This is a genomic window from Streptomyces sp. NPDC046759 (genome assembly GCF_040645475.1).
GTDB lineage: Bacteria > Actinomycetota > Actinomycetes > Streptomycetales > Streptomycetaceae > Streptomyces.
In genome coordinates, this window is sequence record NZ_JBEYYJ010000001.1 from 624,104 (window position 1) to 636,835 (window position 12,732).

Annotated in this window: 11 protein-coding genes; 8 read left to right on the forward strand and 3 right to left on the reverse strand. The window is 69.4% G+C overall.

Going from position 1 to position 12,732, the window contains the following annotated elements; all coding sequences use genetic code 11:
- Positions 1-1,023 precede the first annotated feature (1,023 nt).
- Together ABZ919_RS02825 and ABZ919_RS02830 are read left to right on the forward strand one after the other, a co-directional pair.
- Complete coding sequence (locus ABZ919_RS02825) at positions 1,024-1,833, forward strand: hypothetical protein (protein WP_361241830.1); 810 nt, start codon at positions 1,024-1,026, stop codon at positions 1,831-1,833.
- Positions 1,834-2,606: 773 nt separating this feature from the next.
- Positions 2,607-3,902: a hypothetical protein gene (locus tag ABZ919_RS02830; protein WP_361241722.1), complete on the forward strand. Its 1,296-nt coding sequence runs from the start codon at positions 2,607-2,609 to the stop codon at positions 3,900-3,902.
- A 519-nt stretch (positions 3,903-4,421) separates the two neighbouring features.
- Here ABZ919_RS02830 and ABZ919_RS02835 read toward each other — a convergent pair.
- Both ABZ919_RS02835 and ABZ919_RS02840 read right to left on the reverse strand, forming a co-directional pair.
- Positions 4,422-5,141 carry a hypothetical protein gene (locus ABZ919_RS02835; RefSeq protein WP_361241725.1) on the reverse strand — a complete coding sequence of 240 codons (720 nt, stop codon included), beginning with the start codon at positions 5,139-5,141 and terminating at the stop codon, positions 4,422-4,424.
- 261 nt (positions 5,142-5,402) lie between these two features.
- Entirely contained in the window at positions 5,403-6,026 is a 624-nt protein-coding gene (locus tag ABZ919_RS02840; RefSeq protein ID WP_361241727.1) for a TetR family transcriptional regulator C-terminal domain-containing protein, read from the reverse strand.
- A gap of 170 nt (positions 6,027-6,196) precedes the next feature.
- Here ABZ919_RS02840 and ABZ919_RS02845 point away from each other — a divergent pair, with 170 nt between their 5' ends.
- From ABZ919_RS02845 to ABZ919_RS02855, 3 genes are all read left to right on the forward strand, one after another.
- Complete coding sequence (locus ABZ919_RS02845) at positions 6,197-7,213, forward strand: alcohol dehydrogenase catalytic domain-containing protein (protein ID WP_361241730.1); 1,017 nt, start codon at positions 6,197-6,199, stop codon at positions 7,211-7,213.
- Positions 7,214-7,286: 73 nt separating this feature from the next.
- Complete coding sequence (locus ABZ919_RS02850; protein WP_361241733.1) at positions 7,287-8,330, forward strand: hypothetical protein; 1,044 nt, start codon at positions 7,287-7,289, stop codon at positions 8,328-8,330.
- A 175-nt stretch (positions 8,331-8,505) separates the two neighbouring features.
- A complete protein-coding gene (locus ABZ919_RS02855) occupies positions 8,506-9,177 on the forward strand; it encodes an enoyl-CoA hydratase-related protein (RefSeq protein WP_361241736.1) in 672 nt (223 codons plus the stop codon).
- 796 nt (positions 9,178-9,973) lie between these two features.
- On the opposite strand, the gene ABZ919_RS02860 is transcribed toward ABZ919_RS02855, so the two are convergent.
- On the reverse strand, positions 9,974-10,351 hold the full coding sequence (locus ABZ919_RS02860; protein ID WP_361241739.1) for a helix-turn-helix domain-containing protein: 378 nt from the start codon (positions 10,349-10,351) through the stop codon (positions 9,974-9,976).
- Positions 10,352-10,504: 153 nt separating this feature from the next.
- Here ABZ919_RS02860 and ABZ919_RS02865 point away from each other — a divergent pair, with 153 nt between their 5' ends.
- From ABZ919_RS02865 to ABZ919_RS02875, 3 genes are all read left to right on the forward strand, one after another.
- Complete coding sequence (locus ABZ919_RS02865) at positions 10,505-11,473, forward strand: NADP-dependent oxidoreductase (protein WP_361241741.1); 969 nt, start codon at positions 10,505-10,507, stop codon at positions 11,471-11,473.
- A gap of 30 nt (positions 11,474-11,503) precedes the next feature.
- Complete coding sequence (locus ABZ919_RS02870; protein ID WP_361241744.1) at positions 11,504-11,824, forward strand: NIPSNAP family protein; 321 nt, start codon at positions 11,504-11,506, stop codon at positions 11,822-11,824.
- Between the two features lie 70 nt (positions 11,825-11,894).
- Entirely contained in the window at positions 11,895-12,341 is a 447-nt protein-coding gene (locus ABZ919_RS02875) for a heme-binding protein (protein ID WP_361241747.1), read from the forward strand.
- The last annotated feature ends 391 nt before the right edge of the window (positions 12,342-12,732 follow it).

Below are 12,732 nucleotides of genomic sequence, written 5' to 3' on the forward strand. Positions count from 1 at the left end.
CCCCCGTGTCGCCTCGACAAGACTGCACCGCTTCCCGTCCTCGGCAACCTCAAGAACTCCTACCACCGGAAACGCCCCGGCATGAAGGAACACGCCGCAACAACTGCATCGACAGGGTGCCGGTAGTCGCGCGGCGTTGCTTGCGGTGGTGGCCTCCAGGGCTCTCCCCCCACTTGCATGCGCGGCCGGCCCGAGGCCGGAAGGAACCTTCACCTCCCCGGCGGCTTCCCGTCTGCGCACGCGGCGCACGGGCACTGCGCGGCTGAACCGCTGGGAGTACGGCCCGGCCCGGCGGGCGGTGTCGCTGCGCAGGCCCCGCGAGCGGCCAAGGCACCGGAGAGGGGAGCCGCCCGGCTCGCCCGCCGAACTCGTCACCTTGCTGTTTCTGTGGGAGCCGGCCGGTCACGGCGCGCCGGCACCCGGCGCGCCGGCACCCGGCGCGCCGGCACCGCACCACCGGCTCCCCGAACAGCTCATAGACACTCACCTCGCCAGGCCGGCGGTGGTCACCGCAAGGGCGACGGTGGTCACCGCAAGGGCGACCATCACCGCCCGCCCGTTCCCCGTCTTTGGTCGCAGATTCCCACCTGACCTCCCGCTGTCCAGGGGTTGGAAGGTCCCCGACCGTTGCGCACGGGTTTCTGCGTCGTCCTGGCGAGTATCTCCACACAGCTCAACGGGCCGGCCGAGAACAGAAGAGGCGGCGACCTGGCCTCGGTCACCGGGCCAGGGCAGCAACCTGCCCAGCAGCACGGCCCGGCCCAGCCGGCGCCGCGGCCGGGCGCTCGCGCGGTCAGTGGACGCGGAGGCGGTGATCGGAGCGTTCAAGGCGGGCTTCTTCCGTCACCTGGGCAAGGGGGAAAGGAGGGCCGCTATGCGAAGACCGTCTGTGTGCGTGCGCATGGCGCCATCCTGCCCATACCGGGCGAGCGGGGGTGGGCGAAGCGCGCCAGCAGTCAGGATGTGTTCAGGTGCCCGGTGGCACGGTCGGACGACGTGACCTACGAATCGCCGGAGAGCCAGGTGGCTCCGAAGGACGGCCAGACGCGCCGTTCGCGTCACCGGCCGGGCGGAATCAAGGTGCCCGAGGTCACCGTCTCCTTCTGGATCGTCAAGGTGCTGTGCACGACGGTCGGCGAGACCGCGGCGGACCTGCTGAACGAGAAGGCGGGGCTCGGGCTGACCGGTGTGTCGGTGCTGATGAGTGCCCTGCTGGCCGCAGTCCTGGTCGTCCAGTTCCGGACGAAGGCTTACCGCGTCGGCGTGTACTGGCCGGCGGTGGCGCTGATCAGCGTCGTCGGCACGCTGATGAGCGACAACCTCACCGACACCATGGGCGTGCCGCTGGAGACGAGCACCACGGTCTTGGCGATCGTCCTCGCGGTCGTCTTCGTCGTCTGGTACCGGCGCGAGCGGCCCCTGTCCCTCCGCCACATCGACACCACCAGCCGCGAGTCCTTCTACTGGCTGGCGGTGATGTTCACCTTCGCCCTCGGCACCGCGGCCGGTGACCTGGTGTCCGAGCGCATGGGCCTCGGCTACTGGCTGCCCGCCGTCCTGTGTGCGGCGGCCATCGCCGCGGTGGCCGTCGCGCACTTCGGGCTGGACCTGGACGCGGTGTGGAGTTTCTGGATCGTCTTCCTCCTGACCCGCCCGCTCGGCGCGTCCATCGGCGACTACCTCTCCCAGCCCACCGGCGCCGGCGGCCTCGGCCTGGGCACCGTCGTGACCAGCGTCCTGTTCCTCGCGATCATCCTCGGACTGGTCGTCCACCTCTCCGTCACCCACAGGGACGTCCCCGAACCGGAGCAGGCGACGGGACACGCGGCGTGAGCCACACGTCGGTCCGGGGGGCCGGCCGCACGCACGCACGCACCTCAGCGTCACCGGGAAGCCATGCTGCTCGTGTGGCGCGAGTGATCAATGGGCCACAGTCAGGATGTGTTCAGGTTCCCGCTGGCACAGTCGAGCGGTATGACCCGTGAAGCGCCTGAGAGTCCGGTGGTTCCAGAGGTGGGCACCTGGCGAGGAGACCGGAGGTGAGTCGACGAACAACTGGCTGAGGCGGGCTCGCACCCCCTCGCAGGCACTGGATGGGGAGTGGATTCCGGGACGAGGTTCCGAGAATCCTGGCCAACGCCGTCGGCCGGAGCATTGAATTGGCGGCTCCACGGATTTTCCGAGGCGGCTCGTGCTCGCCTGCTGACGACTAGGGCGCCGAATCTCTCTCATATCGGCGGATCCCACGAAAGGCATCAGCGCCTCCCCGCCGGGCGGCGCAGACAGTAAAGGCGTGTCCTGCGTCACATAGGAATAACTCAAGATCCCACGTAACAATGTGCGTCACCCCGGGTCGTAACAGGCATAGAAGAAAATCCTCGCGCAGGCCGAGGAAAGAACAAAGGCGGAGGCCATTCCGAGAAGGTGAACCGTGTCACGGTCCACGCCTCCGACGGCGCGGCCCAGGTGGACTTGACGAGCAATTGCAGTCATCCCGCCGCCCGGCAGGCTCAAGGCCCCGCTTGTCTACACGAATGTAGACAGTTACCGTTCCGCAGACGCGAGGGCGCCCCCTCTGTGCTGCCACCCGTCCATGTGAGGATTACATGACAACTTCGACGACTACCGCGACTGCTCGTCATGCCGCGGGCAGCCGCCTGTTGAACAAGGTGCCCGAGGTCACGGTCTGGTTCTGGATCATCAAGATCCTCTGCACGACCGTGGGCGAGAGTTTCGCCGACTACATCAACGAGACGCTGGGCTTCGGCCTGACCAAGACCATGCTGTTGTTCACCGTGGTATTCGCGATCGTGCTGGCGGTGCAATTCCGCACGAAGCGCTACGTCCCGTTCCCGTACTGGCTCACCGTGGTGGTGGTCAGTGTCACCGGCACGCTGTACACCGACATGCTCACCGATAAGCAACACGTCCCGCTGTGGCTCAGCTCGACGGTGTTCTCGGTCCTGCTGGCCCTCGTCTTCGGGGTCTGGTGGCTGCGCGAGCGGACCCTGTCGATCCACAGCATCACGACCTTCCCGCGTGAGGCGTTCTACTGGCTGACCGTCCTGGTGACGTTCGCGCTGGGCACCGCCCTCGGTGACTGGACGCTGGAGCTGACCAACTGGACGCCCGCTCAGTCGGTGTTCCTGCCGCTGGGCCTCATCCTGTCGATCACCGCACTGTGGAAGTTCGGCGCCAACCCGGTTCTCTCGTTCTGGCTCGCCTACATCCTCACCCGGCCGCTCGGTGCCAACATCGGTGACTGGCTCGCTTCCCCGAAGTCCGCGGCCAACCCCGGCGACCCGGTGGGACTCGGCCTGGGCACCTTCGCCACCAGCCTGATCTTCCTCGGCGCCATCCTGGCCACGGTCATCTACCTGACGATCAGCCGCAGGGACGTCGCCGAGACCTCCGAGACGACGCACCAGCCGTCGGTCACCGACGCGCGCAAGGAGCGCATCGCGCTCGGAGGCTTCGCAGTGATCGCCGCCGGCACCGTCGCGCTGATGATCTGGGCCCACAACCAGCCCCACGTCACCTGCGACCCGACCGGTCAGAGCGAGACGATGCCGGCCTGCCCGAAGGCGGCCCTGACCGCCGGCCAGACGACCGCGGCAGTGGCGAAGTACGAGAAGCTTGCCCAGACGGCGATCGCTCAGGACCGGGCCGGGACGGCCGCGGCCTCCCACGCCACCGTGCAGAAGATGCGCGACGACTGGGACGCCGACGCCACCTCGCTGCAGGCGGTCAACAACACGACCTGGAACCTGCTCGACCACCAGATGGATGAGGTCCTCAAGGCGTACGCCATCGACCACGGCAACATCCAGCCGGCTCCAGCCGCCGAGCAGGAGAAGCAGCTCAACACTCTGCTGGGCGACCTCCACAGCCACCGCTTCTGACGAGCGTCGGGGGACTTGGGTTGGTGGCCGGTTCGATGGGCCTGTACGGGACCGGTCACCAACTGCGCTGTACCGGTGCACCAAGCCCGACGCCCTCCGTGTCGGCGTCACGGCGGGCCGCCTCCCCCGCAACGATGCGTCTGATGCGGCCCCTGCCAGCACCCTGCCCCCTGCCCCGCCGACCTGGTCCCGGACGCGACGGGCCGGCAGTCTTTCGACGCCGCGTACAGGGCGGCCAAGCAACAGCGCGCCGTGTTCGTTGCCGTCGAGCGCCTGGGCTCGCTCTGAACGGTCAGGCAGGACGGAGAAGATCACCGGTGTGCAGTCCGTGCTGAAGTCTGAACCCACACCCAGTGCCGGCGAAGGCCGCTCCTCAACGGGCAGCAGGTTGATCTGCAGGGGCTTCGCGAGGTCGTCCGCGGCAAGGGGCCGGCCGCCATCGGCGAGGCATCCGTACTTGTTCCTGCCGAGCCTCAGCGCGCTGAGCCGGCTGGCCGACCTTGGTGTCTGAGCCCGCCGTCAGGTGAACCGAGCGTTGCTGACGTCGATGGAGACCATGGTCTGTTCCAGGATCGGGCGGTTTTCCGCATCGCTTCGGTAGGCCCGGCGTTTGGTGGGCAGGCGGATCCCGTCTGCTTCCACGGTGTCGTAGACGTACTGTGCCGCGGCGAACCCGCCTGCGATGTCGACGTGATAGTCATGCCGACGCAGGAGATGGTCGGGGCCGAAGTAGAAGTCCTGCTGCGCGCTGTGGCTGGCGATGTCGGGCGGGAAGGTGGCGCGCAGTCCGCGCCAGAGTTCGTCTCCTTCCCGCCATGGTTCGATTTCGGTGAGGGTGAAGCCGGGCATCGCCAGCAGGAAGGGCGTGGTGAGATACGTCCACAGCGCGTAGCCGTTGAAGTAGGCGCGGTCCAGCGGGTCCCACGGGGTGCTGAGGTCGTGCCCGGTGAACGACCTCCGCGGTTCGTCGCGTTCGGCCACGACGCGGCCGTCGGCTTTTTCGATGCGGACTCGGTCGGCCGTGAAGTCGGTCTTCTGGTCGGGGGCGCCGAACGGCATCACGGAGGCGTGCTGCTCGTGCAGCCAGACGGTCATCTCCCGGGCGGTGGGGTCCTGCGGCATCCCCTTGATGACGAACATGTCACCACCGCTGACGATGGTGGCGCGAACCGTGGTGAGGGCGTTCCAGCGGTCGAGTCCACCATGGGCATCGATGACCTCTGCGAGCAATGTGTTCATGTCGGTCTCCTGCTCGATCATGCCAGGCGGCGGTGACCGAAGGGCCACCGATCGGGCGGCCCGGCTTCGGCGACACAGCCGCAGCCGCAGCCGGACGAGCCGCGGTGACCTCATCAGCCGGGGCGGCTCTCTCATCGTTCACAGGTTCACCCGTGTCACGCACCTGGGCGCTGATCCTGGCGCGGCGGAGGCATCCGCCGGACGACCCCGCGTCCACGGCGTCGGGGGCGGCGCCTGCCCGTCTTCAGCGGCCGGCCGCGATCAGCGCAGGAGGACGCCGAAGACCATGCGGAAGAAGGCGTCGAAGGGGGCGGAGGACTTGTCGGCCCGGGCCGCGATCAGCGTGCCCTCCCAGGCGCTGAGGATGAACAGCGCGGCCTCCTCGACGTCGAGAGCGGCGTCCAGCTCACCTGCTTCCTCGGCTTCGGTGAGCACCCGCCGGATGTGCGCGGCCCACCGCTGGAAGCCGCCCTGGACGGCGGAGCGGATCTCCTCGGAGTGGTCCGCAACCTCGGCGCCGAGGTTGCCCACCAGGCATCCGCGGGCGAAGCCGTTGTCGACCGTGTCCGCGCCGAGGAACTCGAAGTGTGCCCGAAGCCGCTCCAGCGCAGGGCGTCCGGGTGTGTCGAGCAGGTCGAACCGCAACCCGGCGGCGTAGCGGCTCAGTGCCTCGAGGGCGCTCTCCTCCTTGCTGGTGAAGTGGTTGTAGAACGAGCCCTTGGGAGCCCCGGCCGCCGACGTGATGTCGCTGATGCCGGTGGCGTTGAAGCCCCGCGTGCGGAACTGCTCCAGAGCTGCCTGCGCGATCTCCTCGCGCTTGGACGCGCGTGCCATCCTCACCACCACCTCCAGGTCAATATGTCCGGTCGCCTTGCCTCGGGTCAAGCTCGGCACCACGGGGGACGCAGCTCCCGCCCACACGCGCCATGGCTCGCGGGTTCGGCCCCCGGACCCGCTTGACTAAATTTAAAGTGACCGGTCATATTGAATCGAGTCCCCGTTCCAAGCCCTCGGCCCTCCTCGTGTCGGCAGAGGCAGCACCGAGGAGAAGCGTCATGTCCGCGTACCGAGCATTCGAAGCGACCGGTGTCCACCAGCTCCGGCTCGTCGAGCGCGAGCTGGTGGACCCGGAACCCGGACACGTCCGGCTCAGGGTGGAGGCGTGCGGTGTCTGCCACTCCGACGTACTGGCCGTGGAGGGCCTGCGCGCCGACCCGTCACGCCCCGTCGTCCCCGGCCACGAGATCGTCGGCGTGATCGATGCCGTCGGCCCGGGCGTCACGGCCTGGAGGCCCGGCGACCGCGTCGGCGTCGGCTTCCTGAACGGGCACTGCTGGGAGTGCGAACCGTGCCGCCGGGGAGACTTCGTCAACTGCCTGTACCAGGAACAGACCGGAACGACCGTCGACGGCGGATACGCGGAGGTGACCTACGCCCGCGCGAGCGGACTGGTGCGCATCCCCGACGGCATGTCCGCCGTGGAGGCGGCCCCCCTGCTGTGCGCCGGTCTGACCACCTTCACCGCGCTCCAGCAGGCCCCCACCCGCGCGGGCGCCCTGGTCGCCGTGCAGGGTATCGGCGGGCTCGGTCACCTGGCCCTGCAGTACGCACGCAGCCTCGGACACCGGGTCGCCGCCGTCGCCCGCGGCCAGGAGAAGGAGAAACTCGCCAGGGAGCTGGGCGCCCACGAGTACATCGACAGCACCGGCACCGACCCCGGCACGGCGCTCGCCGACCTGGGCGGCGCATCGGTCATCGTCGCCACGGCATCGAGCGGTACGTCCATGAACCCCCTGGTCCGCGGCCTGGCCCCGGGCGGCACGCTGGTGGTCGTCGGCGCCGCCCCCGACCCGCTGACGACCGCCACGGCCGACCTGATCTTCGGCACCCGCCGCATCGTCGGCAGCCTGACCGGATCGTCGATCCAGAACGAGGACAACCTCGCCTTCAGCCTCGCCCACGGCATCCGCCCCAGCACCGAGACCATGCCCTTCACCCACGCCATGGACGCCTACGAGCGGATGCTCTCGGGCAAGGCACGCTTCCGCGTCGTCCTCGAGACGGACGCCTGACCACCCGACGACCTGAGCCGCCGGACAGACGAGTCCGGGCCCACGCCCTCGGCAATCCCCTAGAGGTTCCCCCATGACCGACACGGTCGACACGACAGAGCACACCGGCACGGCCCCGCACGGCAGCGGGCCTGCGCGTCCAGCCGCCGACACCGTCTCCGACGTCAACGGTCCCCGTGCGACCCGCGCCGCACGGATCAGACTGCTGTCCGTCTCCCTCGGCACCGCCGGCCTCGGCGGAGCCTGGCAGGCAGCGGTGACCACCTTTCCGCACGCTCTGCAGGTCAGCGACGCGCTGTTCACCGTCAGCGGTCTCATCTGGTTGGTGCTGCTGGCCCAGTACCTGCGCCATGGCGGGACCCGATGGCGCAACCTGCTCCACGACCTGCGCCATCCCGGCGACGGCTTCGCCCTCGGGTACGTCCCCATCATCGGCATGCTGATCGCAGGACACTTCTCGCGGTACGGGATCACGGGCCCCCGGTGGGCCTACGCCGTCTTCGTCACCATGGCGGCACTCCTCGCCGCACGCCTGCTCGCCCACTGGCTCACGGGGGCCCTGAGCGCAACCGTGCTGCACCCGGGCTACCTGCTGCCGGTCTCCTCAGCACCGTTCGTGGCGAGTGCCGTCGCCTCCACGCTCGGGCTGCACGGGGTCGCCGACGCCGCCTTCGCGGTGGGGCTGTTGTACTGGCTCGCCTTCGGCACCGTCATCCTCGGCGGCCTCGTCACCGGCGGCCCGCTGCCCGGGCCCGCCCGCCCGGCCCTCACCGTCCTGACCATCCCACCGGCGACCGGCGGAATCGCCTGGACCGCCGCCCACAAGGGCGTCTTCGACGCCGTCGGCTACGGCTTCGCCGGGACCCTGTTCTTCACGGTCCTCCTCGTCGTCTTCCTCCTCCCGGAGCTGCGCCAGCCCTCGTTCCATCCGGGACTGTGGATCTTCAGCTTCCCGGTGGCGGCATCCACCAACTTCACCATCCGCTGGATCCATGCGTCCGCACTTCCCGGAGGGCCGGCCCTCACGGGCATCCTCCTTGCCGGTGCGAGCTCGGCGCTGGGCCTGCTGGCCACGGCCACACTGCGCCACCGGGTCCGGCGAGCACTTCCCAGCTGACTTCCGCTCCGGCAGCGGAGAGACACATGCCAGAGGCGTCACCTCGCTCCTCGGCCGCCGGCCGGCCCGGTTCACCGGAAGGTGACAGCCCGCGGCCCCGGTCTGCAGCCCAGCGGACCCCGGCCCCACCCGGCCAATGTGCCCTGCCCCACCGAAACCTCTCCAAGGAGCCACCATGCCCACGCTCGACCGCCACGACGCCGTCTTCGTTCTCGACCTCGGCGACGGGGAGAACCGCTTCCACCCCGACTGGATCGCCTCGGTCAACGCAGCCCTCGACGAGGTGGAGAAGTCCGAAGGCCCACGCGCCCTGGTGACCGCTGCGACCGGGAAGTTCTACTCCAACGGTCTCGACCTCGAATGGCTCGCAGCGCACAGCGACGAGCACCTGGACTACGTCAACTCCGTCCACGGCCTGTTCGCAAGGTTCCTGTCCCTCCCGCTGATCACCGTAGCCGCGCTGCAGGGACACACCTTCGCCGCCGGAGCGATGTTCTCCCTGGCCCACGACTTCCGACTCATGCGCGGCGACCGGGGCTTCTGGTGCCTGCCCGAAGCAGAGATCAACATCCCCTTCACTCCCGGCATGTCCGCCCTCATCCAGTCCCGGCTGACCCCGCAGACGGCCCAGCACGCCATGGTCTCCGCCCGCCGCTTCGGCGGCCAGGAAGCCGCCGCCGCCGGAATCGTCGACGAGGCCATGGACGAGGGCGCCCTGCGCACCACCGCCCTCGAACTCGCCCAGGCCCACGCGAGCAAGGCCGGCGACAGCCTCGGAACCATCAAGACGCGCATGTACGCCCACGTCCTCACCACGCTCCGCGACACGACCAACCCGCTGGGCTGACGCCGTGCCGGGGCGGTCGCCGGCCTGGGCGCGGCATGAAGACTCGGCTGTCTTGCCGTGGCGCATCCGCACGGTGGCGATCACCGTCCGGGAGGTGGGTTCGCAGGATCGGGAGCGTGGCGTGCAGCTCCTCGCGGCGGGCATCGAGCGCGTTGCCGAGCAGCTGGGCCGACAACGGCGTGTCCACGAAGCCGGCGGGGAGCAGGTGTGCTGTTCCGGGGCGAAAGCGCCGGGCAGAGGCCCCGACCAAGAGCAAGTCCTTAACGGTCAATCCAGCAGCATTGCCGTGAGAACCCTCATAGAACCGCGGGTCGGCGCGCAGGCTACGCATACCGGTGCAGTCAGCCTCACGAGCGCCAGCCCCTCGCTGACGGAATTCGGGGTGCCGCGGGAGCTTCACCAGCTCCGTCACGCATGATGTGCACGGCGAGTGCCGCCCCGTCCTCGGGTACGACCCACGCGCCCGGTGTACGCCTGCAGTGAGGTCGAGGGAGCGCCGGACCAGCGCCTCTTCTTCGAGCTGTACGCCGACCGCGCTGCCTTTGACGAACACGGCCTTTGACGAACACGGCCTTTGACGAACACGGACGTCAGCCCCACGCCAGTCATTTCCTGAGCGAGAGCGGGAAGTACGCGGAGAGGACGGAGATCGACCACCTCCGACCATACGCCGGAAAGTACCCCTCCCAGTCCGCACAGCGGTCCGTGCCGGTAGCAACCGTGGAAAGGGAGTCGGCCCCGTTCCGCCGCCGGTTCAGGCGTTGGTGACGTCCTCGCTGGTGCGCAGCCGGCCCGGTTACTGCACAGCCGGCTCGGGGGTGAGGGCGTTGTCGATGTTGTCCTCGACCCAGGCACGGAGCGCGTTGAGCGGGATCGCGGCGCTCTGGCCGAGGGAGGTGAGCGAATACTCGACGTGCAGGGGCACGGCGGGATAGATCGTGCGGTCGAGGAGGCCGAAGTCTTCCAGGCGGCGCAGCGTCTGGGTGAGCACCTTGGGGCTGACGCCCTGGAGTTTGCGCTGGATCTCCCCGAACCGCTGCGGTCCGTCCTCGAGGGCGCCGATGGCCAGCGCGGACCACTTGTTGGCGAGAAGGTCGAGCAGGGCACGGCAGGGGCACTGGGCGGCGTAGACGTCGTGGTGCGCGTGCTGGCCGCTGGGGCAGGTGGTCGTCATGCTCGCTCTCCTCACCAGGTCACTTCCCAATGGGAAGTACTAGACCTTGAAGGTAACTATATCCCCGGGGATAGCGTCATCGACGTCAGCGAGAGAGCCGCCAACGGCCCCCGCATGATGCCCTTTTCAGGATGCCTTCTCAGGAGATGACGCATGTCCGCAGACATGATGCGCGCGGTGGTCCAGGACGGTTTCGGCGGTCCGGAGGTGCTGCAGGTCCAGCAGGTGCCGCGCCCGGTGCCGCTGCCCACCGAGGTGCTGGTGCGGGTGCACGCGGCCGGGATCAACCCGGTGGACTGGAAGACCCGTGGTGGCACCGGCATGGCCGGGGTGCTCGGGGAGCCGCCGTTCACCCTCGGCTGGGACGTGTCCGGTGTGGTGGAGGAGGTCGGCTTCGGTGTGACCACGCTGAAGGCCGGCGACGAGGTGTACGGCATGCCGTGGTTCCCGCGCGCGGCGAACGCTTACGCCGAGTACGTGACCGCGCCGGCCCGGCAGTTCGCCCGCAAGCCCGCCGCCCTCGACCATGTGCACGCAGCCGCCGTGCCGCTGGCGGCGCTGACCGCCTGGCAGGCCGTGGTCGACACCGCCCACGTGCGGGCGGGCCAGCGCGTCCTGGTCACCGCCGCCGCCGGTGGGGTCGGTCACTTCGCGGTCCAGTTCGCCCGGCACCTGGGCGCGCACGTGATCGCCACCGCCAGCGCCGCCCGCCACCCCTGGCTCAAGGAGCTCGGCGCCGACGAGACCGTCGACTACACCACCACCCGCTTCGAGGACGCCGCCGGCGACGTCGACGTCGTCATCGAACTGGTGGGCGACGCACACGACAACACCAGCACCCGCTCGCTGAAGGTCCTGCGACCCGGCGGGCTGTTGGTCGCGATCCCGGCCGGCGTCTCTCACGAGTTGGCCCAGGCCGCCGAGGCGGCCAGCGTGCGGGTGACCCCGTTCCTGGTCGAGCCGGACGGTGCGGCCCTGACGACGATCGCCGACCTGATCGACGCCGGCCATGTCGCCGTCGAGGTGGAGGAGAGCTTCCCGTTGGAGCGGGCCGACGTGGCCCACTCCCGCGGCGAGGCGGGCCGCACCCGCGGCAAGCTCGTCCTCACCGTCGCCAACTGACCGTCCCGGCATGCACTTTGGAGTAGCACCGTGTACTACGAGATCCGCCGCTACCAGGCCCAGCCCGGACGCCGCGAGGAGTGGGTCCGCTACATGGAGGACACCGTCATTCCGTTCCAGACCTCGCTGGGCATGGACGTGACCGCTTCCTTCGTCGACGCCCAGGACCAGGACGGCTATGTGTGGATCCGCCGGTTCGAGGACGAGGCCCAGAGCGAGGCCCTGTACGCCGCGGTCTACGACCACGACCGCTGGAAGAACGAGATCGGACCGGCCGTCTACGCCCTGCTCATTCCCGAGAAGACCGTCGTCACCCGCGTGGTCCCCACCCCTGCCTCACCGCTGCGCTGACGCGACCGCGACCGCTTCACCCTTCACCCCACAGGGCAGACGCGCACAGCGCGGCAACAAAGGAAAGCTCATGAGCACTGACACGGTCCAGAAGTCGTCCCCCGCCTCCTCGATCAGCCAGGCCGCGGCCGGCGCACTCATCGCGGCGGTGCACACCGCCGCAGCCCGGATCGGCTTCACGGCAGCCGTCGCCGTCACCGACGCGGGCGGGCATCCGAAGGCGTTCGACCGGGCCGACGACGCCCCCTTCCTCACCGCCGAGGTCGCTCTCGACAAGGCGTGGACCGCTGCCTCCTTCCACATCCCCACCCACACATGGAACGACTACCTGGCCAACGCGCGCGTCGCGCCGCTGGCCGGGCACCCGCGTCTGATGGCGGTCGGCGGCGGCTACCCGATCGTCGACGACGGCCGGTGCGTCGGCGGCCTCGGAGTCTCCGGCGGCAGCTACGAGCAGGACCAGCAGGCCGCCGAGGAGGCCTTGACCGCCCTTGGGTTCGAGGTGCCCGCCAACTGACCACCTGCCGGTCACTACCCCCTGAGTGTTCGGCTCCTGCGCGCCGCACGTGGAGCCTGGGGCGCACCCAGGGCACGGAAACAGCGTTGCCCCACCTGTTCCGCAGAGGGCCCGGCAGCGAGCCCGGGCACACCCCTCTCGTGCGTGCGCGATGCGTGCGCGGACGGTCCGGCACAAGGCGTCATGAGCGGCATCGACCGCGAATCCGCCGGCAAGGTTTCGATCCCGCTCCCGAAGCGGGTGTCGCAGGGTCGAATCCTGCCGGGGGCACCAGGGAAAAGGCCCCGGACCGAGCACTTCCGTTCTAGTGGTCGTCGCAACACCCCAGTTCAGGGGATGCGATGGACTTCGAGATTCGGAAGGTGCGGAGCCCTCAGGGCCGCAAGAAGCT